The following is a 23,886-nucleotide window of genomic DNA, read 5'->3' as shown; positions in this document are numbered from 1 at the left end:
ACCCTGAAGCGTGGCTTGAGTGTCTGCTACTCCAGCATCTTCAGCAGGGCCGGGTAGTCGATCTTGGCATTGTGGCGACGGTCGAGCGGCAGGGCTGCGACGCGGAAGACCCGGGTGATGCCGAACTCGGCGGCGTCCTGCTCCAGACCCGCGGCAGCTGTGGCGAGGATGCGCTCGCCTCTCCAGCCGAGCGCGGCGGTGCGGGTGCCGGGGTGGCGGACGCGGAGGGCCGATTCGATCGCGAAGGGGTAGTCGAGTGCTCCTTCAGGGAGATCGGGTCGGGAGAGGGGGGCGGCGGGGAGCTTGGCGGCGCAGCGACCAAGGAGCCAGAGGCGGCCCTCGGTATCCAGCCATGCGGCATCGCCGGTGCGGTGCCAGACTTTTCCCGCGACATGGATCTTCGTTTCACTGTCGCCGATACCGCCGAGATAGCCGGAGAGGACGTGATCGCCGGTGACGACCACTTCACCGGGTTGGCCCGCCGGTTGGGCGAGGAGGTCGAACTCCTCGGGAGAGAGTTTCGTGAGAGCTTGGCCCCAGTGGTCGCGGATCACCCGGAGTTCCACTTCCGGAACCGGGGTGCCGGCGCAGAGACCGTGACCCGAGCCCGTGAGGGCGACGAGGGCTTCGTCATACTCGCGCGCGCCGAGATGGCTCATCGGTTCGGCCTCGGTGGAGCCGAAGACGGCGGTGACTTCCGACTGTGGAAGAGAGGCTTGAAGACGGTCTAACAGATCGGGGAAAACCGGGGCTCCGCCGGTGTAGGCCTTCGCCAGCTCTGGCAGAGGGCCCGGTCCTGCGAGGAGGGCCTCGAAGAAGGCGGGTGAGGCGGCACAGCGGTTCACGCCGTGGCGTTTGCATTGGGCTCGGATTGCCGCAGCGTCGGCCTTTCCGGGCGAGCGCAAATCGGTATCCGCGAGCACGCTGGTGAGGCCCGAGGCAAGGTTCGCGAGGACGAAGACGGGAAGCGTGATGAGGTCGACCTCGCCGTCCTCGAAGTCGAGGGCCTTCTCAAGTGCATGATGCTGGGCGAGTAGGAAGCCGTGCGTTCTAACAGCGGCCTTGGGCACGCCGGTACTGCCGCTGGTGAAGGTGATCAACGCGGGCTCTTCATCGGGGAGATCGGCGAGAGGCGAGGGGCTATCGTCCGTTTGCCAGATGGACGTGCCGGGGAAGTAGCCGCTGGAGCGGATCGCGCGCGGGATGCGGCGGAGGCCGGTTACGGCGAGACGGAGAAGGTGGGCTTTCCACGGGCCGAAGAAGGCATCCGGTGGCAGGCGTTCGCAGCAGAGGGAGAGGAATGTACGACCGGCGGAGGGATCGGCGAGCATGACCCGCAGGCCGCCGTGGAAGGCGGCGAGGAGAATCTCGTAGAGTTCGATCGAGACCGGCTGGAAGACAAGGATGGTGCTGCCGCGGGTGAGGCCGAGTTTCTTCAGGCGGGTGTTTCCGCTTTGGACCCGCTGCTGGAGTTCGGCGAAGCTGACGCTGCGGTCGCGGCCCTTGTGTCGGTCGATGAGGGCGGGTCGGTCCGGATGAAGAGCGGCGCGCTCGCGGAGAAGTGCCACCAGGTTCATAGCGATTTCGAGAACAGGGCGTAGCGGCGGATGGGTGTGCCTTGATGGCGGCCGGTGATTTTGAGCGACGTATTCGTCTCGTGCTGCAGCGCGTGGATTGCCTCGGTGAAGCCTTTCTCGCGGCCGAGGCGGTGGACTTCGTCGACGAGAAGACTGCCAAGACCGGCGCAGCGCGATTCGGGGTCGACGGCGAGGGTCTTGACGATGAGCGCGGGTTTCTCGCCGCGGGCTGCGGCTTCGAGATCGGCGATGGCGAAGACGAAGCCGCAAGGCTTGCTATCCTTCTCGGCGATGCGGACCAGATCCGGATCCACGCGGTCCTTCACCTTGCGATAGGCGTCGAGGAAACCCTCCTCTTCGAGCGGAGTGTAGAGGAAGTTGTTCGCGAAGCTGCGGAGGCTGATGGCGTGGATGGCGCGGAGTTCGTCGTCGTAACGATCCGCGTGGAGGGGGCGGATGATGAGGCCGGAGCGCTCCAATCTCGCTTTAAGGGCGGGAGCGACGACCGAAGAACCATCGAGCGGCATGGCGGAGGATGAGTAGCGCGAGAGTTCGCGATAGCCGGAGGCGCGCCACCAGCCGGGATAGTTTACGGGATTGCGCGGCTCCAAGAGGAAAGGGCCGCGGGCGCTGCTTTCGATCACGTAGCGGTGGCGTCGCCAGGTGTTTCCGTTCATCGGACCGATGGCGAGGGTGCAGCCGGCCTCGCGCAGACGCTGCTCCGCGGCTTCTAACAGAATAGCAGTGGCTTTGCCATCGCGTGCCGCGAAGCCACCGATGCAGCCGACGCGCTCGCCTTCGAGCGGCGGTGCTTCGGTCCACCACAGGCTGGCGCAGGCGATGGTGCGGCCATCTTCGATGAGGGAAATCCTATCGTCCGGATGCTCGCTTTCGGGAGCGAGGGCGGCAGGAGATTCCAGGCCTTCGGCGAGTGTGATTTCCGGTAGGCCGGGGCCGTCATGATGGAGGATGGTGGCATTCATCGCGTGAAAAGGACGGTGCTGGAACAGATGAGGGAAAGTATCCCGCGGGCCATCCACAGCGAGGTTTCCGAAACAAGGCGGCGGCACTCGATGCGATGGCAGCACCATGCGACAAACGGAGTGAGGAGAAGCGCGGCGAGGGCTGGCAATGCGATGCGGTCGAAGCCATGCCAAAGCCAGAGGAGTCCGGGCAATCCGCCGATGATCCAGCCTTTCAGGATGGCTCGTGCGAAGCGCGGGTGGCCGGGATCGAGGTGATGGCGTGTGGCGACATCGGCGATGGTAAGCTGGATCGCCATGGCGAAGGAAAGTCCGGCCAGCGCGATGGAGGGTTCCAGCGAGCCGCGGTCGACGGCCAAACACCAAGGGAGGCTGCCGAGGGCGTGGGAGATCACTGTATCCAGACGATGGTCGAAGGTCTGGCCCAGACGATGGCGTCGAGTGGTGACGAGATGGCAGATGAAGATGGCGACCAGCGGCAGGGCGAAGCGGGGATCGGCGAGGATCGCACAGCCGTAGCCGAGCAGGGCGGCACCGATGAGCGCGCTACCGCTCAAGGTGCTCCAGCGCGCCCCGGCGCTCACCAGGCCGAGGAGCAAGGAGGCGGCGGCGAAGCGGACGATCATTTCGGCATCGCTGCTGGCGAGAAAGCGGGCAAGCAGGAGATGGCAACCGATGGGGATGACGAGGTTGTCGAAGCCCCGGTCCGAGATGCCCTCCGCCATCATCGAGACAATGGCGAGGGTGAGTGCGATGAGGACGGTCTGGAAGGGCTCGGTGCGACCACTGAGCCAGAGCGGAAGAAAGGTGCACAGGAAGGCAACGGCGAGGAAGGCTGCGGAGCCTTCCACGCTTTTGCGGGATGTGCCGCAGACATACATCCGATGGCCCCAGCGGGTGCCTGCGATGGCACCTGCTGCGTCCGCCACGGTGAGGATGCCGACGGGGATGGCATGCAGCAGCGCATCGCCATTCGAGAGATCGAAGACAGCGGCAACGGCGGGCGCGAAAAGGATCTCGCCGTAAGAGATGCGCTTCACGCCGTGAAGGGTGGAGCCGATGCCTGAGCGAAGTGCGGGAACCCAGCGCAGCAGGGCCAAAGGGAGTGTCGCAAGAGCGGCGAGAATCCAGACCGGTAGCGGTCGATCGAAAATCCATGGGAAGGCCGCGCAGGCGAGACCCATGGCGACGTGGACCGATTTGCGGGAGACCTCGGCGGAGGCACCGCAGCGCCGGCAGAGCCAACGGAATAGCGGAAGCCCGAGCAGGAGGGCTCCGAGCACCGCGGCCACTGCCAGCCACTCGGCGGATGTCATCCCCGCACCTCCTCCACGACGAAGCGGCTGTAGAAGAAGGCGCGGTCTTCATGGAAGAGCGCGGTGGATTCACTGGCGCGCGGTTGCAGGACTTGAGCCATGCTTTCCGGGCGGGAGCGCGGGGCCAGCATGTTCCAGTAAGCCAGACGGGCGCGGGGATTAGAGGCGGCGACGAGGCGGCGGAGCAGCGCTTCCGTGTTCGCCTCGCTCATGTACTCGAAGATGTCGCTCAGATTGAAGGCATCGTAGCGCTTCTCCGGTTCTGATTCTAACAAGGCCTCGATGGACGAGCCGTGGACGCGGAAGCGCTCCTGCTGGAGACCGACCCGGATCATCTCGAAGTTCTCCTCTTCGAGCGCATGCGGGAGATGCTCGCCATGCGTGCCTGTGAGAATCCAGTGGAGGTAGGGATTGGCCGAGGGATCGAGAACGGCGAGGGCGTGCTCGGTGCGGGAGAGGATGCGGTCGGCCACGGAGCCTTCCACATACTTGAAGAACTCGGGATCGCGACCGAGGGCACCCATCATGGTGCGGGAAAAGAAGACCTGGAAGATGGCGCGCCAGCGGCGGTTGTTCCAAACCTCATCGTAGAATCGGCGTCGCTCGGCGGCTGTGCGAGGTTCCAAGAGGGAGAGGACGCGCTTGCGGGAATGTGCGATCGGCAGCACCCGGCTGCGGAAGAGCCGGAAGTAGTTCTCGAACTTACCGCAGCCGCCGATGCCGGTGGCGATGGATTCGGGACGAGTATCCCAGAAGGTGCGGGCTTCGTCTGGGAGCAAGAGGCGACACTCGGCGTAGAGGGCGGGCCTGCGGGTGGAGGGCCGGGACCCGTGGAGCTCGAGGAAGGCGGGATGATCAAGGGTCAGGTACGCCGCTTTGCGTAGTTCTATGCAAGCGACTTGGGTGGGGTTCATCTCCACCGCGGTGACGGAGGCTGCTCCGGCGGCGAGGAGGGAAAAGCTGTTATCTCCGGCCGAGCCGATGCTGAGGCAATGCCGGCCCGCGGGCTGGAGGGACTTCACGAGCAGTAGAGAGTCCTCCCAGCATTGGGCGTAGCGGACCTTGGAGAAATCGGCACGGTGCTGGATCTCGGATTTACTCATGGGGGGCTTCCAGAATGCGGACTTCGCCGGTCTTGCCATCCATCTCGACCAGGTCGCCGGTCTCGAGGATGGTGGTGATGCGGCTGAGGGAAACGATGCAGGGCAGGCGGAGTTCGCGGGAGACGATGGCGGAGTGAGAGAGCAAGCTGCCGCGTTCGACCAAGAGACCGGAGGCTGCGGGGAAGAGGACTACCCAGCCGGGGTCGGTTTGCTGGGCGACGAGGATCTCCCCGGGTTCGAGACGGGCATTGCGCGGATCCATCACCACGCGCACGCGACCGGTAACTTTTCCGGGGCAGGCACCGATACCCTTGATCCCGCTCGCATCCGCAGGGCCGGTTTCCTCCTGACGCGTGGACTCGAAGGCGGTGTAGCGATGGACCGGACCGTGGGTCTCGAAGCGATCGGGAGGGGCCTCTTCCTGACGATAGCCATCGAACTCCGCGCGGCGGAGAGCTGCCAGATCGGCCAAGCGGGCGGTGGTGCCGGTAGCCTCCCATGCGGACAGCACCTCGCCGAGCTCCAGATAGAAGACATCCTCCGGCGATTCCAAGCGGTCATCCGCATGCAGGCGTTTGCCAAGCTCGCGAAGGACGGAACGTACCCGCCCGAAAAGCCGTGTGCGCTCGAAGCGGAGATTCTCGCGGCAGCGGACGCGTTCGCGCGTTTGCTTGAGAACGTGGGTGAAGATGAGTTGCTGGAAGAATCCTTTGAGAGAGGGGGCTGGAGCCGGAAGCTGTTGCTGTTCCTCGTCAGGAAGATTGCCACGGAGGGCCAAGGCACCGATCGAGGACAGCAGGGTGGAGGCATCGTCCTTCACCGTGGGGCTTTCGAGCTTAAGCTCCTCCAGACAGCGATCGCCGAAGTCAGCGAGATAAAGTTCGAACTCCGCGCCGAGCGAGCCGTGGCGTTTCACCGCGGCGAGCTTCTCCTTTGCCGTGAGCTTAGGGTCCGCCAGCATGGCCGGAAGACCGGAAACCTCCATGGCGAGCCGGGCCATGCGGATGATGCGGCGGGGCGGCTCCGCGCTAACGATGCCACCGGTGTGGGCGAGCAGGTCGTTCTGCAGGGTGCCATCCGTATCTCCGGCCCACTTCGTGCACAAGCTACGGAGGACGCCGTAGTAGATCATGGCGAAGAAGTCGTTCACCAGAGGTGCGTCCCAGCGCTTAAGGAGCTTGCGCTCCAACTCGCGGTAGTGGGCGACGAGGTCTTCTCCGCTCATTTCGGAAAGCGGAATGGGAGTCGGAGCCAACGCGGTATCGAGTCGCACTTGGAAGGCTGCCACTTGCTTGCGAAGCCCGAGAAGCTGGCGGATCAAGCCGATGCAGGTGCCGACCAAGGCCCGCATGTCAGCGCTGCGGCTGACGGTCGATTCCGCGATGATCTTCTGCACCAGCGGTTCGGGCAGCGGTTCCTTCACGCCCATCATCTGCTCCATGAAAGAGCGGTTGAGCTGGAAGCCGGGCAGCAGGGCGAGCACGCGATACCAACTCGCAAGGTTGTAGTAGGTGCGGCCGCGGATGAGCCCCAGCATCTGCGGGAAGACATCATCGGCGCGCTCGATGCGGTCGGCGGGGACCGACATCAGGCGGCAGAACTCGCGATACACGGACTCATAGATCCGGCGGGCGAAGGAGAAGGTGAGGGGCGTGGTGACGCCACCGTAGCTCTCCGCGATGTTGCTGTTATCCCAGACCCGCAGGGTTTCATCCGGATCGGCGAGGTTTGCGAGAGTGGTGATGGGACGGGACTGCAGGAGCCAGAGCTTGCCGCCTGAATCGATGGCCCACTCGATGTCCTGCGGACGGCCGAAGTATTCGGCGCAATCGCGGGCGAGCTCCGCGATTTCGCGGGCTTCCTCTTCCTTGAGGAGCGCGTTGGCAGGCGGTTCAAGCGTTTCCACTCCGATCCGCCAGTTCTCGCCATCGACATCGCCGGATACCAGCTTCTCGCCGGTTCCTTCCACGGCGGATACCAGCGCGACACTGCGTCGGCCGGTCACGGGATCTGCGGAGAAGGCCACGCCCGCGGCGCGCGGCAGGACCATGTGCTGGACGAGCACGGTCGGTGGTTCAGGGAGCGGCAGGTTGCGTTCCCGGCAGTAGGTGAGGACAGAGTCGTGCCGGGCCGAGTCGCGGACCGCGTTGATCTTCCCCGCAATCTGATCCGCAGGGACCACAAGGAAGGTTTCAAACTGGCCGGCGAAAGAATGCCCCGCGCCATCCTCCATCGTGGCCGAGGACCGGACGGCGAAGGGGCCCTCGCCAAGCCGTGTGACAGCGGCGGCCAATTCCTCCTCGCTCCATGTGGCGGCAGGAGGCACGGCGAACCATGCGGGTACCTCGAATCCGGCCTCGCCGAGTTTGGCGAGTGCCGCGCCCTTGCCGCCGAGGCCCGGGATGTTGGAAGCGGGGAAGAGAAAGCTCATGAATCAGTGTTTCAGCCAGATCGGCACGAGGCCGAGAAGGAGGTAGAGAGCGAGGGTCCAGAGGGCGGAAACCGCCTCGATCTTCTTACCGGACATCCCGCGGTGAGCGTAGCCGAAGATCGCGGCCAAGGCGATCAGGAGCACCGCGCCAAGTCCGATGGCGACCGGCGTGATGAACTCGATCGAGCGGGCGGCCATGAGTGCGCAGGCGAGCGTGGCAAGCAGCGTGAAGAGCCACACGGTGACGCCGCGCCGCATGCCCCAGAGTGCGCTGTAGGTCTCCACACCCTCCTCTTCATCGGCGGGTTGCCGCAGCTTGCGTCCCAGCTCGATCACCACGCCATTGAAGAAGCTGGCCGCGAGGAACCATCCGAGGCCCTGCGGAGCGGTTCCCGCGCGCGGGAGCCATTCGCATGCGGTGCCGAAGAAGTCCACCAGGGGCATGATGCCCATGTGGCTGACGAGATAAACGATGGGGCGAGCCTTCAGCCATTCGCGACAGAAGAACTCCACGCTCATCAGCGCGAGGTAGGTCCACGCGATGCCGAGCACCCAGACGAGTCGCGGATCGAGCCACAGCACCAGGCCGAGCTGGATCGCAGCGGCGATGATGAAAAGGATGCGGAGTTCCGAAAGTTTTACCAGGCCCCGCGGGACCGGGCGGTAGGGTCGCCAGCGGGAGTCATCCTCGAAATCCTTGAACTCGTCCGCGATGCGGAGCTGGAGGAACATCAGGAGGCAGACGACGAAGGCGGTGAGATACATCTCCCAGCCGGGCAGGGGCGCGTGCCGGATCAGGGAAGAGAAGGAAACGGCGCAGGCGCTAAAGGCCGCAATCAAGGGGCCGTGTGCGAGCAGCGGGAAGCGCTCCTTCTGATAGATCCACCAACGGTTCATCCTCTCGCGTCTTATTTACGGTCCCGGGCCAGCTTGCGGTGAGCGCGTGCGAAATGTCCTGCGCTCAGAGCACCGATAATCGAGAGCTCACCGGCGAGCAGCAATCCTGCGCAGACCTCGGCCAGTGCTCGCGCTTTGCCGGCTCCGTGTAGTCCCATGAGTTGCAGGCAGGCCTTCTGGGTGGGCAGGCCGGTACCACCGCCCACAGTGCCGACCATGATTCCGGGCAGGGTGACGGTGGCGTAGAGATCGCCTTCCGCGGTGACCTCGAAGCGGGTCACCCCGGTGGCGGATTCGGCCACGCAGGCCGCGTCTTGGCCGGTGGCGAGATAGAGAGCGGTGAGGCCGTTGGCGAAGTGCCCGTGGATGCCAAGGGTGCCGCTGAGCACGCCGCCGATGGCGGACATCTGCCAGTACTGCTCCATCGCCCGCGGGGTGGTGTGCAGGTGCTTCTTCACCAGCTCGGCGGAGAGGAGGGCCTCCGCCGTCACCTTCTTGCCGCGGGTCGTGGTGTAGGCCTTGGTGCTGGCTTTCTTGTCGCCCGAGAGATTCGACTCCACATAGTGGCGGACGGGGCTGACCGGCGAGTTCTCGACGATGAAGTCGCAAATCGCTTGGCCGGCGATGGTCACCATGTTTTGTCCGGAAGCGTCTCCCGTGGTGAACTCGAAGTTCAGGTAAACGTGGTTGCCCTCCATGGTCACGCCCATGTCGATGAGCTTGCCGTGCGAAGTGGTCGTTGCCGCCACCTTCTGGAAATCTTCCAGCCGCTCCATCGCCCAGATGATGAACCGGCAGGCGTCGGGCGCCGTTTTGAAAACGAATGCAGGGGCACGGCTCAGGCTCTCGTAGAGCACCATGGCCGAGCAGCCTCCGGCAGCCGTGAGCAAACGGCAGCCGCGGTGATAGCTAGCCACCAGTGCGGCCTCCGTGGTGGCGAGGGGGATGTGATAGTCGCCCTTCGCCGAGACCCCGTTGATCCGCAAGGGCCCCGCCAGGCCCAGCGGCATTTTCATCAGACCGATGGCATTCTCGATATTGCCCTGATAGAGTGGGAGTTCTTCCGCTGCCGCTCCGTCCAGCAGCGTTTTCCGCGACTCCTGATCAAGGCCGGTCTCCTCCCACAAGGCCTCGGCACGTTCCCGTGTGACCTTCGCGCTGCCCGCCGGGACATCCGGGAGATTCGCGAGATCTGGGGCGAGCCGGGCGGCCACCACATCCGGGCTTTCACCGCCCAGAATCCGCATCACGTGTTGCTGCGTCAGCCCGCGTTTTCCCGTCATTGGAGACAGGAATTACACGGGTATGCGCACCACGCAAGGAATCCGGCGGGGAAGACAAGATATGGTGCAGGAGCTCAGACCAATCCTTTGCGGAGGGCCTTTGAGACGGCTTCCGTCTGGGTGCGGACGTGAAGCTTCCGGTAAACGCTGCGCAGATGCATGTCCACGGTGTGCTGGGAGATGTCGAGTTGATCTCCGATCTCCTTCTTGATGAAGCCCTTCACCAGCAGGCGCAGCACCTCCTCCTCGCGGGAAGTGAGCGGCTCGGTTTCCTCGACCGGGCCGTGCTTGGCAAAGCCTTCGAGAATCATGTTCGCGATTGGGCTGCTGAGTGCGGCGGAGCCCTTCATCACATCGCGGATGCCGGAAAGGATGTCATCCGGATCGGCGGTCTTGAGCAGGTAACCGGAGGCGCCGTTACAGATGGCGCGGTAGACGCGCTCGCGATCGTCGAAAGAGGTGAGGATGACGATCTTCTGTTCCGGGACCTTGGCCTTCACTTCGCGCAGGACCTGCAGGCCGTCCTTGCCGGGCAGGCCGAGGTCGAGCATCAGGAGATCCGGCGGTGCGGAGCAGTAGTTCAATTCGGCGAAGAGGTCGTCCGGATGCGAGAAAGCTTTCTCGCAGATCAGGTCATCCTCACCGGCGATGAGACGGGAGATCTGCTTCGCGAAGTTGGCGTGGTCTTCGCAGATCCAGATCCGGAGCGGGGTGGTGGCGGTGTTACTCATGGGCGTTTGCTCTTGTAGCCATCAGGCTGGTTCTTTTGACGGAGAGTCGGAGGGTGGTGCCTCGGCCCGGGGCTGATTCCACTTCGAGCGTGCCTTCCAGCACGCGGGCACGGTCGGAGAGTTTCTTCACCGCGGCCATCTGGTCGTCCTCATTGCGAGGCAGGCCGATGCCATTGTCGCAGACTTCGAGCACGAGGCGCTCGCGCACGTCGAAGAGCCGCACGGTGACGGTGGTGGCCTTGGAGTGCTTCACCACGTTGTGCAGGGCCTCCTTGTAGAAGAGGAAGAGGTGCCGCTTGGAATCGAGGGTCAGCTTTGCCGCCGTCTTCGAGGAGCGGCAAACGAGAGAATACTCGATTTCGCGCAGGAGGCGTGCGGCGCAATCCCGCATGCGCTGGACCAGATCGCCGATGGTGTCCTGGCGACGCTCCAGCAGCCAGACGATATCGCGCATGGCCAGCGAACTTTCGCGGGCGATCGTCTCCACCTCACCGAGGTCATTGGCCACGACGTCCGGCCCGTGAAGGCGCTCGAGATCGCGTTTCGCCGAGCGGGCGATCAGGGAAATACTTCCAAGGTTGCTGCCGATGTCGTCATGCAGGTCGGAGGCGATGCGCTTGCGCAGCTTGTCGAGCTGGGTGCGCGACACGAGGCGGCGTCGCTCGACGATGGCGACGGGGATGAGGAAGGTGAGCCCGAGCGCGACTGCGGCACCCCAGGTGGTGTTCAGTTCACTTTCCGACGCCATGGTCAGGTGCGAGGCGCGCAGGCCTTCCCACTCGCCGCGGATCTGGCTGCGTTCCACCAGTTGGGAGAGCCAGGTGTGAAGCGGCAGGATCTGGCCGCCTCCGCCCAAGCCGTCGCTGAGTTCCGCGGTGGGTTGGTCGATCCCGCCGTGACGTGCCACGATCTCGCGCCCGGCGGCGAGGTTGCGATCGCCCGTCCAGACTTCCATTTCGCCCAGTGCTTGCAGGCGCCGGTTGCCGAGTTGCCATGCCTTGTCCGCAATCACGCGCAGGTAACGCCCGGGCACGGCATCCGTGGGCATGACGACGGGCGTCGTGAGATCCACCGGCAAGTCGCGTTCGCCGTTGGAGGCGATCTGTTTTGCTCCTTTGAATTCAGGATTGTCGGCGATCTCCACGCGGATGCGAGGTGGTATCACGCCGGGCCCCGAAAGTTCGGGCAGGGCGTAGGGGAAGAAGACCATGCGATCGACCGGAGTGGTTTCACCCAGATCGACGATCCATTCCACATGCTGATTCTCCAAGGGCACTTCCAGGCAATCGCCGTGAGAGATGGTCCAAGTCGTCATACCGCCCTGCCACACGCCGAGAGGCGTCCGCCCATCCACCAGGAATTCCGGGTCCCAGACACCCGGGACTTCCACGGATTGATTCGCGCTCACCTTGGCGCCCAGCGAAACCGGGGTGTGATCGGAAAAGACGAACATCTCCGAGAGGGCGCACACGTCTTGCAGGCCGCGGCGGTAGCCCTCCTCAAGGGTCAGGCGCACATGCCGGGCGGCGAGCTTATCCCCGTTCACCCGCACCGGGTATCCCTGCGGGGAAGGCTGGGGCAATTGGCCGGTCCGGTAGATCGTCCGGGCATCCGAGAAATCCGCGGAGCAGGCCGCCTCGATCGAGAAGCGACGGGGAAAAAGGTCATTCGGATCGCCGGCCTGCTGCTGCGCAGGCACCAGGAAAATCTGGCCAAGCGGCACCTCCCGGCCGAGATCGAGCGCGATCCACGGCTTGCCACCCGTTTCCTCGATACGCCCGCAACGCCACCCGACGTTCTCTTTGAGAGGCTTCTCGCCAAATGCAGCCAGGTTATCCGCGCGGCTTTCCAGCCAGCGGATCCTGTTTTCTACCTCGACCAGCTTGCGGTTGAAGAGCCTGGCCACCCGACCAATCGGGTTACTTGTCTGAGCCACATCGGCGGCAGGCAAGGGCGTGGGGAGCAGGGCAACAAGGGCAAGCAGGCCAACGCGGAGGCGGGGCAACCTCGGGTGTTGGTTTTTCATGTTTTACGGGCGACAGCGAGCAAGTGCTTAACATATTTTAAAAATCTCGGCAATTATTTTTACCGGACTTTTGAACATGTCGACCTTGCCGTTGTCTCCCGCCGGGGAGGATCCCGTATGAGCCCGGATTTCAGGGCGCCAATCCGTCGACAATCGTGCTGACATTGTGGCGGATCATCGCCTCGTAGCTTTCGACCCCCGATCCGTCGGCATACAGGGCTTGCCCGAGCTTGATGCCGGTGTCCTTGGTGAGGGCCTGGAGGACTTTCGGATTGGATTCCTTTTCGGGGAAGATCGCTCCGGCCTCGTGCTCCTTGAGCTCGGCGATGAGAGCTGCCAGTTTTTTCGGTGAGGGCATTTGCTCGCGATTCAGGCCTTGGACGGGGATCGCGTCGAAGCCGTGGTCCTTGCAAAAGTATCCGAAAGCCGCATGGGCCGTGGCGAGATGGCGCTTGTCCCGGGGGATGCGGGCGATCTCCTTGCGGGTCCAGCGCTCCAGTTCGTCGAGCTTCGCGCGGTAGGCGGCAGCATTTTTGGCGTAAGTCTCCGCACCGGCGGGATCGGCCTTCGAGAGGGTTTCCGCCATGATGGTGGTGGCGCGGCGGAAGAGGTCGATGGAGTGCCACCAGTGGGGATCGATTTCGTGCTCGTGGGCATGATCGTGGCCCTCGTGGTCGTGATCGCATTCGCCTTCGATTGAAGGTAGGTCCTTGCCGATTTCCACGATCGGCGCTTTGTCCGCGATGATCTCACGCAAAGAAGGGAGGTAGGATTCCAGCCCCATACCGGATGCCAGGTAGAGCTTGGCTTTGGCGGCCTTCTCAAGGTCCGCCGGAGCAGGCTCAAAGTGGTGGGGATCGCCATTTCTGCCGATGAGGTCGATAACTTCAACCCGCTCGCCACCTACTTGGCGGGTCAGATCGGCAATCAAGGGATGAAGACTGGCCACCTGAAGCTCGGCGGCGGCCAAGGGGAATGCCAGAGCGGATAGAAGCAGAGCTGCAAGGCGCATGGCCGGAATCTTGCATTCAGAACGGCTTATGCAAATAAATTGCGATAATTTTGAATCTCACGATTTCGCGCGGACGAGACAGGGGTGATAGTTGGCAAAGCAGCGGGAGGGTTTTAATGAGCCGCCCGTGAAAGTCATCCTCGCTTCCAGTTCACCCCGCCGCCGCGAACTTTTGAGCGAGGCGGGCTTGGACTTCGAGGTGGTGGCATCCCCTGCGGAAGAAATCCACGATGCCTCGATCCCGCTGGCCGAACTCTGCGAGAAGAATGCCGAACTGAAAGCTGCGGCGGTGGCGGTGGATTGCCGTGAGGCGATTGTGATCGGTGCGGACACCTTGGTGTGGATCGATGGGGATCCGCTCGGCAAGCCGAAGGACATGGAGGAGGCCCGTGCCATGCTGCGACGTCTTTCAGGCCGCATCCACACGGTCTGCACCGGTGTTTGTGTCGTGTTCCCCGGGGGCGAGGTCCGTCGGTTCCACGATCTTACCCAGGTGCATTTCCGGGTGCTCGATGACGAGGCGATTGCAGCCTATTTCCGGGAGGCTAACCCGCTCGATAAGGCGGGGGCGTATGGGATCCAAGAGAGCGGCGACCTGATCGTCCGGGGAATCGAGGGGAATTTCGACAACGTCATGGGCCTGCCCGTGGCCAAAGTGCTAGAGGCTCTGGGTATTAGGTAGGACGGAGGAGGAGAGGGGAGATGTTCGGGTTTCTTGGAACTTGATACTTCTTACTTGGAACTTCCCCGTGCCCGGTTTCCATTCAGGTCGTGACGGGGCTGGGGCGGTATCCGCTGATTTTTAATCCGAAGGCACGCAGTCAGAAGGGGCAGCGCGCCTTGCGTTTCCTCATGGACCACGCCACGCGTTTCGCCCTGCATGCCACGAGCAGCGCGGCAGAGGCCCGGGAGCTTGCGGCCATGTTCGCCCGGCAGGGCGCACCGGTGGTGATCGCCGCGGGGGGGGACGGCACCCTGAACGCGGTGGTGCAGGGACTGGCCGGTTCAGAGACCGCACTCGGGGTCTTGCCTGCCGGCACGATGAATGTTTTCGCCCGCGAGCTGGGCATTCCCTTCGACAATCTGCCCCGCGCCTTCGAGGTCATCGAGGCGGGTCTGGTGAAGGAGATCGATCTTTTCGAGGCGAACGGCCTTCCCTTCGTGCAGATGGCCGGAGTCGGCTTCGACGCCATGGTCATCGAGGAGACGACTTGGGAGAGCAAGAAGATGCTCGGACCGCTCGCCTATCTCCTCGCCGCAGTGAAGGTGCTGGGTGAGAAGCCGCCGCACATGGAAATCGTGTGCGACGATGGCAGGCGTGAGGAAGGAGTCGCCGTCTTGGCGGGGAACGGCTCGCTTTATGGCGGCCAGTTCAAGCTCTTCCACAAGGCTGACAACCGCGACAGCATGTTGGACGTGTTGGTCTTCAAGGAAGCCGGCTACAAGCTGGTGATGGATTCGCTGCGGGGCATCGCCTTGGGAGGTTTGGAGGAGCATAGCAGCACCGTGAGCTACCTGCAGGCGCGTTCGCTGACGGTGAATGCCGACCGCGAGGTGCCGGTGCAAGTGGATGGTGAATTGGCGGGGCGCTTCAATTCGGTGGAGTTCGGCAACAAGGATCCCGGCCGTTTGCGGGTGATCGCTCCCGCCGAGCCGATCGGTAGCCGCTTCGTCGAATCGGTGAAAGCGATGGTGGCGTGGACCAAATGGAAACCCGTGGAGCAGAAGGTGTGACGGAGCCGGCGAAGAAGAGTTTCTGGAAGCTTTGGCTCAAGCGGGTCCTGTGGATGATCGGAGCTGCCGTCGTTCTCGCCGCAGGCTTCGTGGCTTGGGCGAATTACGCGGCGGTGCATGCCAGCCGGGGGAAGCTATTCGATGATGTGACCAAGGTTCCGGTGAGCCGGGTGGGCTTGGTCTTCGGCACCACGGATCGGTTTCAGGATCGGGAGAACCTTTACTTCCGCTACCGCATCGATGCGGCGGAGAAGCTCTGGAGAGCGGGCAAGATCAAGATCATCCTCGTCTCCGGGGATAACCGGGAGAAGTATTACAACGAGCCCGAGAAGATGAAGCGCGCGCTCATCAACCGCGGAATCCCCGAGGACCGGATCGCATGCGACTATGCCGGCCTGCGGACTTTGGATTCGGTGGTGAGGGCGAAGGAGGTCTTCGGGCTGAACGAAGCCGTCTTCATCTCGCAGCGCTTCCACAACGAGCGCGCGGTGTATCTGGCGGAAGCGAACGGGATGAACGTCACGGCTTTCAATGCCCAGGACGTGGCGACGCGCGGAGGCCTCAAGACCAAGCTCCGAGAAGTGGGTGCACGGGTGAAGATGTGGCTCGACGTGCGGGTGCTCGGGACCAGACCGAAGCACTTGGGAGAGAAAGAGACCTTGCCCGAGTAAACGGTCCCCGATTTTTACGGGAGCTGGTAGCGTACCTGAAAGCCGGCGCTGAATCCCGAGGGATCGACCTTGAAGGTGCTAGGGCCGGCTTGAGCGCGGAACTCACTTGCAGCATCGATCCTGAAAAAAGAGCCGAAGGAGAGGTGGTTGCCCGCGTCGTAGGTGAGGTCGCTCTGGAGATAGACCCCGGGCCGGAATTTGGTTCCCGAGTCGTGGTCCACCCATTTGGCGAGCGTGGTGGGTCCCCCTGAGTTCGTGCCTTGCAGGGACTCATACTGACGGCCTTCCCACTGATAGACGTTGAGGATCACCCCGGCTTGCACCGCGAGGCCGACCGGCCCCCAACTGCGTGTCAATGTCGGGCCGAGGGTGATGCTGGACACATCCATGTCGATGGAGGTGATAGCGGAGTTCGAGAAGCCCGCGGTGTCCGTGAAGAGGAGCACGTGCGTGATCAACCGGTTGATCGGAAGGTTGCTTATGAGTGGGCCGGGACCGGCGTAGGTGCCATTGTAGGGAGCCGAAGGCGGGATGATGCCTCCCAGCGCGTAAGTGTCCACGTAGTCCAAGCGGTAGTCATCGCGGAACTGGCTCGCGGCGAAATCCGAGAATGCCAGCGACTGGTCCACTTGGGTGTAGTCGAAACCGGCGCTGAATCCGATTCGAAAGCCCGCGAAGCTCCGCGGGCCCACGCCATCCAACTGCAGGTGCGGGGAGAAGCCCCGCAGGCTGTCGCGACTGTAGGCACCGCTGCGCGAGGAATCGATGTCGCCGCGCAGCACGCTCTGAGAACCGGTTGCAGTGTAGACGAGGTTATCGCCTTGGACTTGGGAGGGGGACTCATAACCCCAGTTCCAAGTGGAGCCGTCGAGCGCAGTCCCGGCATCCTGGCGCACGTAACCGTCATCGTAGGTCCGATCCGCGGGGACTTCGGGGTCGCCTACCGATGGAGTCACCAGTGACGAGCTTCCCACCAAGGAAGGGAGCGCGAAGGCTGAACTGCGCGAAGCGGCATTGATCTTCAGCGTGCCGATGTTACGGACCGAGGGGCCTGCGGAAAGCGTCCATTCCCAGTTGCCGGTGGAGACGGTTTGTTTGGGTTCTCCGGCAGTGACGGGAATGACCAGGGCGAGATAGGGAGAAAGCAGCTTCACGGGCAGGGGGGAGTTTATTCGGCAGGGAGCAGGCGCATGCGATAGAGCCGCGACGGGGAGGTGGACGGATGACTGGAGGTGTAGGGTGGCCCGCGGTCGATCCACTGTGTGCGATTCGTTGCTGCCATGATGACGACGGGCGAGACCTGCCATGGTCCTCCCACCGCGCAATACTCGATGGCGTACCGGCTGCCGGGTGTGCTGGTGAATTCGATCAGCACGGAGGAATCCGCGAGGATCTCGACGCGGTCGATCGCGAAGCCCGAACTGCCCGCTTCGGGGCTTCGAGGCAGTGCGGGGATGGCGGTCACCAGCGGCTGGCCTCCGCCGACCCGGCCCGGGACCGAGTATTCGAGGGTCAAGGTAACGCTTTCTCCGATCCCCAGCGGTGTAAGGTAGTCGAAACCGTTTTCGCTGCTGCCGTTGCGGAGAATCGCGCCATCGGGAAGATTCGAGATGTCCAGACGGAAGCCGCCCAAGGCGCGGGCGCCATTGTTGGTGACGGTGATCGTCAGTTCGTAGAGGCCGGTCTGGCGATTGAGTGAGATCGTGCCGACCGACTGCAGTGCCGGAGGTGGAAGTTCGGGCAGGGTAACACTCAGATCCTGGCTCACCGATCTGCCGGTCTGGTCGGTCGCGGTGATCTGAAGCGTGGTGCTGCCGGACACATAGGGGGCGAAGGATAGCGTCAGTTGCCCGGCGCTCTCGCTCACGGCTGCATTGGCGAGTATTCCGGGGTTTGTGTTACCGGTCAGGGAGTATCGGAGGATGTCCCCCTCGTCGGGATCGGTGAACCATCCACCGACAGGAACTTGCACCGGCATGGCCGCAGCATCGGCCACGAGCGGCGCGGGAGTTCCGACCGTACGGGGCGCATCGGGGACTGCGGCTACTTCGAAGGAAACCTCGATTTCCGCGTAGAGCCCCGCAGGATCGGTGGCTCTTATGACGGCCTTGGCCAAGCCGTTCAGATCGGGATTGGAGCGGATCTCCAGGCGGGGCGGGCCGGCTTGAACCGAGATCGAGCTGAGGATCTGGGTGCCTTGGCTGCTCCTGAGACTATAGGTGAGCGAACTTGTCGCCGTATCGGCATCGGCAAAAAGCGGAGGAAGCGGAAGCGACTGCTGGCCGAAGTCCTCAGCGAGCGGGATCACGGGCCGGTAGTCCGCGGCGGTAGGCCGTGCCGCCGGTCGATAAAGGTTCTCGATCCAGACTGCGACATCGTTATTGGCCACCGCAATATCCGGATCGCCATCACGGTCGACATCTCCCACCGTCATGGAATCCGGATCGAAGGCGAATGCGGGAACCTCGAACTGATCCTTTACTGCGAAAACGTTTCCTCCCCGGTTCTCGATGAAGAGCATCGATCTTCCCGTCACGACAATGTCGAGGTCGCCATCGAGATCCAAGTCCACCATGCTGTAGTCGCGGATTCCGGCGCTCAGGTTGATGGTGCGGTTTACGGGAGACTGGAAGTTTCCGTTCTGGCCGTCCACCAGCACGAAGGAGGAGCCTCCGGTTTGGATCAGCACCTCGGGGAAGAGATCTCCATCCGTATCGCGAGCCGTGACTCCCAAGATGCGTTCACCGCCGGTGTAGATGGGAAAGCGATTGGTGAAGAGCCCGGCGTTGTTCTGGAACCAGTACACCTCGCCATCGAAGTCCTTGCCCGAGACAAGATCCAGATCGCCATCGCCGTCCATGTCCGCCATGTCGGTCTCGACGAAATCGATACTGCCATCGAAGTCATCGATAATCTGGGGTGTGCCGGTGCCCCCACCGGCGATGCCCGGGTAGAACCGCAGTTCGGAAGAAATGCCACCCGCAACATCCGGCATCCCGTCGCCATTGAAATCCGCGATAGCCATCGGACGGAAGACGCTGGAAGGAATTAGAGTGATGGCCGTGCTAAAGCTGGCGCCATTCTGGTTGTTCCGGTACCAGCGCATCGGACCATCTCCGCCGACGATGGGATCGAGATCACCGTCGCCATCCATGTCGTAGGCTTGCGGCACCCTGAGACGATTCGTGGAGGTCTGTAGGATCCTAGCCGTGCCGAAGGAGGTGCCGCCTGCAATGGCAGGCCGCCAGCTGAAGGTTGCATTCGTAAACGAAGAGGCCGTGGTTTGGAGGAGATCCTTCAAACCGTCGCCATTCAGATCCGCGAAATACACATCCAGGATCTCGTAGGGAGAATCGGAGAGAGGTTTGGGCGAGCGTGCAAGAAGGTTGCCGTTAACCGTGACCGTGACCGATCGTGAAGCGCTCCCGAACTCGTTGCTCACCGTCACGGTATAAGCTCGGGTGCTGGGGGGGATCACAGCGGTGGAGTTCCCCACCGGCACTTCTCCTAGTCCGCTTACGAACGAGGTGTCAGCGCCTTGGGAAGTCCAGCTCAGGTTTACGGGCTGATTGAGGGTCGCCGTCGAGGGTGTTGCGGTGAGAGTTGAAATGACCGGTGGATCTCCCGCCCTGACAGTGAGATCTGCGCGGGTCTCGCCGAATTCATTTGCAGCCGACAGCGTAAAGGTGGTCGTGGCCGAGATAAGCGGCCGGTACGAATTCCCGCTGACGATTCCGGGGCCGGGCAGGAGGTTCAAGGACTGGGCTCCGGCCACGTCCCATAGGAGATCCGCGTTCTGTCCGCGCGCTATGGTGTCGTCCAGCGCGGAGAAACTGCGGATGATGGGCGCTTGCCCCACGACCACGGTAAGGTTCGCCGTGGAAGTTCCTGCGGTATTTCGCGCGGTGAGCGTGAAGGTGGTGGTCGCATCCAAGGGCAGGGTGCGATTGCCGCCACCCGTAACGACGCCGATCTGCGGGCTGATCTCCACTTGAGTGGCGCCGTTCACCTGCCACCGGAGAGTCGCGTTCGCTGCCACGCTGGTATCGTCCGCGGTAAAGGAGATGATCTGGGGCGCTGGAATCACCGGTGGCGGCGTCGTGTTCTTGTACCAGACGAATTGATCGGTATCCCACTGGGCGGCGACGAGGTCCGGGTCGCCATCTCCGTCGAAGTCGCCGTGGACCATATCGCGCATTCCATCCCCGCCTTGGCTGATCTCTTTTCGCGCGGAGAATACTCCCGGGCTTTGCTGCTCGAACCAGACTACGGGCCCGAAGTAACCTGCGATCACGACATCCATGTCCCCATCGCGATCGAAGTCGGCGATCACCGCGGAACGCGCGTTCTGGAGAGATGGATCCAGGACCCTTGCGGTACTGAAAGTGCCCGACCCGAGGTTTCGGAACCACACCACGCGGCGATCATCGAAGCCACCGCCGGCGGTTACCACGTCGCGCAACCCGTCGCCGTCGAGATCTCCTGAGTCCAGAGCTTCCGCTTCCGGAATGCCGAGGTTGACCGCGGTGGCGAAGGTGCCATTGCCGTTGTTGCGGCAAAAAATCAGACGGTCGGCCGATGCGAAGGAGAAGACCAGGTCGATATCTCCATCCCCATCGAAGTCGTGGGCTTCGCACTTGTGCTGTTCCGGGAAAGATCCGGAAACGGTGGCGATCGAGACCGGGGTAGCAAATCCTCCGGAGGAAAGTCGTCTCAACCATTGTGGTCCGGAGGATGTGGAAATGATGATGTCCTTACGATTGTCGCGGTTGAGATCGGCCACCGTCACATCTTCCATCCTATAGATCGGGGACTGGATCGTTTGGACCGGCGCAAAGTTGCCTCCGCCTTGCCCCCTGAACCACACCACGCCGTCTCCGAGTCGCAGGCCTACGACCAGATCGGTGATGCCGTCGCCATCAAGGTCCGCCACGTCAAGGGAGGAGGGTCCGCGGAGTCCGCTTGCAAGAATTCGGCGGACCCAACTGCTGCCGTTTCCCGTGTTTTCGAACCATCCTACTTCGGTCGGCTTGCCGGTGGTTTCGCTGCCGTCCACATAGAAGATATCCATGTCGCCATCACCATCGACATCGTGGGGGGTGGGATCACGAGGCAGCGCAGCACTGCCTACAACTTTCACGACGCTTTCAAATGAGGCGTGCAGCGGTTGAATGCAGATGATCGCGAGATGGAGGGCGAGAATGACTCGTCGGAGGGGAGACATAGGGGCTCGACGTGTGGGTTAGGGCAGGGAAGCTGGCTATGATTGGTGCTCCCTGTCTACCTAACAGTATTTCACGGCAGCGCAGGTGCCTTCCTTTCAAAAAGGGGGCTCCGCGTTTCTGAGGCTCCAATCACCGGCTCCTACCCGTAGGAAGTTCGCAGCGCTTCTAATACGACCCTCCGGTAATGTACCCCGGGTCTTCTTCCAGATCCCGGTTAACCTCCCGCGGCGATGGTCACGATCTCCACCGAGGATCCGTCGCGCAGGGCGGTCCCGGCATAGTCGGCGGGGAAAACCGCCTCGAGATCCACCTCCACGACCACGGGTCTACCTGCCAGACCGACTTCTGCCAGCAGGCCTTCCACGGTGAGGGTGGCGGCATCGAAGCCGCGTGGCTGTCCGTTCAGAGTGATGGTCATGATCAGGCCCCGGCGATGGCTTCTTGGGAAAGGATGGCTTCATCCCAGTCTTTCCACACCGCTTCGATTTGTTTCGATCGCAGCATCTCGGCCACCTCGGCGGGCGAGCGGCTGTCATCGATCTTGAACTGTTCGGTAGCCTTCTCGCAGCCGGTGGTTTGAGCCAGCTCGACGCGACGGCCTTTCACGGTCAGGTGGAGGTCATCGCTACCGGCTCCGGTGTAGCCGCCCGGTTCGGTGCGGGCACCGGCGGACATCGAGGTCACGCCGAGCTGCACGAGAGAGTCGCGGAATTTGGCGGGCTCGCGGGTGGAGAGGACGATGCCCACCTGCGGGAAGCAAACGCGGAAGGCGCAGAGTACCTGCACGAGCGCCCGGTCCGATAAGTAGAGATCGGCATCCGGCTCGTACTGGTAGTTTCCCGCATAGGGGCGCATGCGGGGGAAGGCGACGGTGAACTGGGCCTTCCAGCAGTGCTTGTAGAGATACTCCAGATGCGCGGCCAGCGCCGTGGCCTCGAAGCGCCATTCGGCGAGGCCGAAGAGTGCGCCAATGCCGATCCGGCGGAAGCCGCCCGCGTAGGCGCGCTCCGGGCAGTCGAGCCGCCAGTCGAAGTTCTTCTTCGGGCCGGCGGTATGCAGGCGCTGGTAGGTTTCGCGGTGATAGGTCTCCTGATACACCACCAAGCCCTCGGCACCGTGGCGCACGATCTCGGCATACTGGTCGTCTTCCATCGGGCCCACCTCGATGCCGATGGTGGGGAACATGCCTTTCAGCGCATCGATGCATTCCTGCAGGTATCCTTCCGAAACGAACTTCGGGTGCTCGCCCGCGACCAAGAGGATATTGCGGAAGCCCATATCATGCAGGTAGCGGGCTTCCCGCAGCACCTGATCGACCGTCAGGGTCACGCGGAAGATTCCGTTATCCCGCGAGAAGCCGCAGTAAGAGCAATTGTTCACACACTCGTTCGAAAGATACAGCGGTGCGAAAAGTCGCATCGTGCGGCCGAAATGGTGGCGGGTCAGGCGCTGGCTTTCGCGGGCAAGAGCTTCCAAATCGCGGTCGGAAACCGGTGCGATCAATTGCTCGAAGCGGCGGAGCAGGGGCGACTTGCGCTCGAGGGCGGGGACAAAATGGGCAGAAAAACTCACGGACGGGGGGAGCATGCAGTGGGGAGGGGGGCTCGTCAAAGCGTGATCCCCCGGAGCTTGCCATAAGGGCCTTGGCCGGTTTTGCTCCCGTCGCTGCCCCTAACCCATGAGCGAACGAATCGTCTGCAAGCCTACTTCCTGGTTCCTGCTCCGCGCGGTCGCCATGCTGCTTATGTTCGGGGTCTTCGCCGCCATGTTCTACCGGGACGGCAGCACCGGCTACCGGGAGGAGAACTTGGCCTATTATCTCCAATCCGCCTTCAAGAAGGCCCGCGAGGAATTTCAGGCGAAGAAGGAGCTGAGCCCGGCAGAGTGGCGCGCCCATGCCGAGGCGCAGACTGTGCCCTTCCCCGAGGATCGCTCGGTCGTGCCGGTAGGAACGCAGGTGCCGATGCCCTGGCCCCCGGTCTTGCTCGATGCCGAGCGCATGAAGGCCTCGCTGTCGGAGCAGGAATCCAAGCTCTTCGACGATTACCGCGGGGAGCAGGGCGTCAAGAAGGAGGCTCCCGAAAAGCCCTTCGATTCACGCAAAATCCTGGAGCAGTGGGTGGTGTTCTGGATTTGTCTTACCCTCTTCATGGGAGCGCTTTTCGTGCTATTGCGGACGGTCCGCCGCAGTATCGCCGTGGATGGCGAGGCGCTTTATCCGGTCGATGGGGGGAGGGTTCCCTTCGCCGATCTGATCCGCTTGGATCTGCGGAAGTGGGAGACCAAGGGGCTGGCTTTCCTGTGGTCGAAGCGTGAGGGCGGCGAGCGGAAGATCCGGATCGATGGCCTGACCTACGGTGGATTCAAGAAGGAACAGGGCGAGCCTGCGGAAGCGCTGATGCGCCGGGTGCGCGAGAACTTCCGCGGTGAGATCATCGAGTTTGTCTCCGAAGACGCGGAAGCGGCCCGGCCTGCCTCACCGGAGTCCTGAAAATACTGGCAAGAAGCTGTATTTTTCGGGGTTGCCAAGGTCCGGCGGGGGCGGTAATCCCTCCGCAGCGTCAACTACCAAGAACACCCCAATGTCTGACAAGAGCATCGAAGACCGCGTTAAGGACATCATCGTCGACCAGCTCGGCGTCAACGCCGACCAGGTGACCCTGGAGGCCAAGTTCATCGAAGACCTCGGTGCCGACTCCCTTGACACGGTCGAACTCGTGATGGCCTTCGAAGAAGAGTTCGAGATCGAAGTGCCGGATGAGGAAGCCGAGAAGCTCCAGTCCGTGGGCGATGTCGTGACCTACATCAAGAGCCAGAGCTGAGCCCAGTTGCTCGCCCGAGCTATTTCAACGAAAGGGCGGACTCCACAAGAGTCTGCCTTTTTTTTGCACCGATCC

General features: G+C 62.9%; 19 protein-coding genes. 5 read left to right on the top strand and 14 right to left on the bottom strand.

The features are described 5' to 3' along the window. Positions 1–26: 26 nt before the first annotated feature. The 10 genes from OJ996_RS17955 to OJ996_RS17910 form a co-directional block, all read right to left on the bottom strand. Positions 27–1,577, bottom strand: coding sequence for an AMP-binding protein (locus tag OJ996_RS17955; RefSeq protein WP_264515023.1), 1,551 nt, complete (start codon positions 1,575–1,577; stop codon positions 27–29). Further along, positions 1,574–2,560, bottom strand: a complete 987-nt coding sequence (locus OJ996_RS17950) for a GNAT family N-acetyltransferase (protein ID WP_264515022.1) — start codon at positions 2,558–2,560, stop codon at positions 1,574–1,576. Before OJ996_RS17950 ends, OJ996_RS17955 begins: the two co-directional genes overlap by 4 nt. Continuing rightward, positions 2,557–3,876, bottom strand: a complete 1,320-nt coding sequence (locus OJ996_RS17945; RefSeq protein WP_264515021.1) for a diacylglycerol/polyprenol kinase family protein — start codon at positions 3,874–3,876, stop codon at positions 2,557–2,559. The genes OJ996_RS17950 and OJ996_RS17945 overlap by 4 nt, the downstream gene beginning before the upstream one ends. Continuing rightward, positions 3,873–4,979: a BtaA family protein gene (locus tag OJ996_RS17940; RefSeq protein WP_264515020.1), complete on the bottom strand. Its 1,107-nt coding sequence runs from the start codon at positions 4,977–4,979 to the stop codon at positions 3,873–3,875. The genes OJ996_RS17945 and OJ996_RS17940 overlap by 4 nt, the downstream gene beginning before the upstream one ends. Further along, positions 4,972–7,410: a PEP/pyruvate-binding domain-containing protein gene (locus OJ996_RS17935; RefSeq protein ID WP_264515019.1), complete on the bottom strand. Its 2,439-nt coding sequence runs from the start codon at positions 7,408–7,410 to the stop codon at positions 4,972–4,974. The genes OJ996_RS17940 and OJ996_RS17935 overlap by 8 nt, the downstream gene beginning before the upstream one ends. A gap of 3 nt (positions 7,411–7,413) precedes the next feature. Then, positions 7,414–8,307, bottom strand: coding sequence for a UbiA family prenyltransferase (locus tag OJ996_RS17930; RefSeq protein ID WP_264515018.1), 894 nt, complete (start codon positions 8,305–8,307; stop codon positions 7,414–7,416). An 11-nt stretch (positions 8,308–8,318) separates the two neighbouring features. Next, positions 8,319–9,590 (bottom strand): hydroxymethylglutaryl-CoA reductase, encoded by a 1,272-nt coding sequence (locus OJ996_RS17925; protein WP_264515017.1) that lies wholly within the window; start codon positions 9,588–9,590, stop codon positions 8,319–8,321. A 74-nt stretch (positions 9,591–9,664) separates the two neighbouring features. After that, on the bottom strand, positions 9,665–10,321 hold the full coding sequence (locus tag OJ996_RS17920) for a response regulator (RefSeq protein WP_264515016.1): 657 nt from the start codon (positions 10,319–10,321) through the stop codon (positions 9,665–9,667). Then, entirely contained in the window at positions 10,314–12,347 is a 2,034-nt protein-coding gene (locus OJ996_RS17915; protein ID WP_264515015.1) for a sensor histidine kinase, read from the bottom strand. Before OJ996_RS17915 ends, OJ996_RS17920 begins: the two co-directional genes overlap by 8 nt. A gap of 130 nt (positions 12,348–12,477) precedes the next feature. After that, positions 12,478–13,359 carry a metal ABC transporter substrate-binding protein gene (locus OJ996_RS17910; RefSeq protein ID WP_264515014.1) on the bottom strand — a complete coding sequence of 294 codons (882 nt, stop codon included), beginning with the start codon at positions 13,357–13,359 and terminating at the stop codon, positions 12,478–12,480. A gap of 127 nt (positions 13,360–13,486) precedes the next feature. Between OJ996_RS17910 and OJ996_RS17905 the strand changes: the two genes are divergently transcribed. From OJ996_RS17905 to OJ996_RS17895, 3 genes are all read left to right on the top strand, one after another. Further along, a complete protein-coding gene (locus OJ996_RS17905; protein WP_264515013.1) occupies positions 13,487–14,041 on the top strand; it encodes a Maf family protein in 555 nt (184 codons plus the stop codon). Between the two features lie 89 nt (positions 14,042–14,130). Beyond that, positions 14,131–15,093, top strand: coding sequence for a diacylglycerol/lipid kinase family protein (locus OJ996_RS17900; RefSeq protein ID WP_264515012.1), 963 nt, complete (start codon positions 14,131–14,133; stop codon positions 15,091–15,093). Beyond that, positions 15,066–15,764 (top strand): SanA/YdcF family protein, encoded by a 699-nt coding sequence (locus OJ996_RS17895; protein ID WP_264515011.1) that lies wholly within the window; start codon positions 15,066–15,068, stop codon positions 15,762–15,764. Before OJ996_RS17900 ends, OJ996_RS17895 begins: the two co-directional genes overlap by 28 nt. A 14-nt stretch (positions 15,765–15,778) precedes the next feature. On the opposite strand, the gene OJ996_RS17890 is transcribed toward OJ996_RS17895, so the two are convergent. From OJ996_RS17890 to thiH, 4 genes are all read right to left on the bottom strand, one after another. Next, positions 15,779–16,918, bottom strand: coding sequence for a hypothetical protein (locus tag OJ996_RS17890; protein ID WP_264515010.1), 1,140 nt, complete (start codon positions 16,916–16,918; stop codon positions 15,779–15,781). Between the two features lie 14 nt (positions 16,919–16,932). Next, the gene (locus OJ996_RS17885) at positions 16,933–20,988 is read right to left on the bottom strand and encodes an FG-GAP repeat domain-containing protein (RefSeq protein ID WP_264515009.1); all 4,056 of its coding nucleotides are present in this window, start codon (positions 20,986–20,988) and stop codon (positions 16,933–16,935) included. A 215-nt stretch (positions 20,989–21,203) separates the two neighbouring features. Further along, a complete protein-coding gene (thiS, locus tag OJ996_RS17880; protein ID WP_264515008.1) occupies positions 21,204–21,407 on the bottom strand; it encodes a sulfur carrier protein ThiS in 204 nt (67 codons plus the stop codon). Positions 21,408–21,409: 2 nt separating this feature from the next. Next, complete coding sequence (gene thiH / locus OJ996_RS17875; protein ID WP_264515007.1) at positions 21,410–22,561, bottom strand: 2-iminoacetate synthase ThiH; 1,152 nt, start codon at positions 22,559–22,561, stop codon at positions 21,410–21,412. A 106-nt stretch (positions 22,562–22,667) separates the two neighbouring features. On the opposite strand from thiH, the gene OJ996_RS17870 reads away from it, so the two are divergent. Both OJ996_RS17870 and OJ996_RS17865 read left to right on the top strand, forming a co-directional pair. After that, positions 22,668–23,480 (top strand): hypothetical protein, encoded by an 813-nt coding sequence (locus OJ996_RS17870; protein ID WP_264515006.1) that lies wholly within the window; start codon positions 22,668–22,670, stop codon positions 23,478–23,480. Between the two features lie 91 nt (positions 23,481–23,571). After that, on the top strand, positions 23,572–23,811 hold the full coding sequence (locus OJ996_RS17865; RefSeq protein WP_169452792.1) for an acyl carrier protein: 240 nt from the start codon (positions 23,572–23,574) through the stop codon (positions 23,809–23,811). Positions 23,812–23,886: the final 75 nt, after the last annotated feature.

Origin of the sequence: Luteolibacter rhizosphaerae, assembly GCF_025950095.1 — a bacterium.
In the GTDB taxonomy this organism is placed as follows: domain Bacteria; phylum Verrucomicrobiota; class Verrucomicrobiia; order Verrucomicrobiales; family Akkermansiaceae; genus Haloferula; species Haloferula rhizosphaerae.
The sequence above is the reverse complement of the archived record's forward strand: the minus strand, read 5'-3'. Positions and strand labels throughout refer to the sequence as shown.

Bases quoted from the DNA above. Each gene is read 5' to 3' on its own strand.
- OJ996_RS17955 (WP_264515023.1), bottom strand. From the start codon at position 1,577: ATGAACCTGGTGGCACTTCTCCGCGAGCGCGCCGCTCTTCATCCGGAC.
- OJ996_RS17950 (WP_264515022.1), bottom strand. From the start codon at position 2,560: ATGAATGCCACCATCCTCCATCATGACGGCCCCGGCCTACCGGAAATC.
- OJ996_RS17945 (WP_264515021.1), bottom strand. From the start codon at position 3,876: ATGACATCCGCCGAGTGGCTGGCAGTGGCCGCGGTGCTCGGAGCCCTC.
- OJ996_RS17940 (WP_264515020.1), bottom strand. From the start codon at position 4,979: ATGAGTAAATCCGAGATCCAGCACCGTGCCGATTTCTCCAAGGTCCGC.
- OJ996_RS17935 (WP_264515019.1), bottom strand. From the start codon at position 7,410: ATGAGCTTTCTCTTCCCCGCTTCCAACATCCCGGGCCTCGGCGGCAAG.
- OJ996_RS17930 (WP_264515018.1), bottom strand. From the start codon at position 8,307: ATGAACCGTTGGTGGATCTATCAGAAGGAGCGCTTCCCGCTGCTCGCA.
- OJ996_RS17925 (WP_264515017.1), bottom strand. From the start codon at position 9,590: ATGACGGGAAAACGCGGGCTGACGCAGCAACACGTGATGCGGATTCTG.
- OJ996_RS17920 (WP_264515016.1), bottom strand. From the start codon at position 10,321: ATGAGTAACACCGCCACCACCCCGCTCCGGATCTGGATCTGCGAAGAC.
- OJ996_RS17915 (WP_264515015.1), bottom strand. From the start codon at position 12,347: ATGAAAAACCAACACCCGAGGTTGCCCCGCCTCCGCGTTGGCCTGCTT.
- OJ996_RS17910 (WP_264515014.1), bottom strand. From the start codon at position 13,359: ATGCGCCTTGCAGCTCTGCTTCTATCCGCTCTGGCATTCCCCTTGGCC.
- OJ996_RS17895 (WP_264515011.1), top strand. From the start codon at position 15,066: ATGGAAACCCGTGGAGCAGAAGGTGTGACGGAGCCGGCGAAGAAGAGT.
- OJ996_RS17885 (WP_264515009.1), bottom strand. From the start codon at position 20,988: ATGTCTCCCCTCCGACGAGTCATTCTCGCCCTCCATCTCGCGATCATC.
- thiS (WP_264515008.1), bottom strand. From the start codon at position 21,407: ATGACCATCACTCTGAACGGACAGCCACGCGGCTTCGATGCCGCCACC.
- OJ996_RS17870 (WP_264515006.1), top strand. From the start codon at position 22,668: ATGAGCGAACGAATCGTCTGCAAGCCTACTTCCTGGTTCCTGCTCCGC.
- OJ996_RS17865 (WP_169452792.1), top strand. From the start codon at position 23,572: ATGTCTGACAAGAGCATCGAAGACCGCGTTAAGGACATCATCGTCGAC.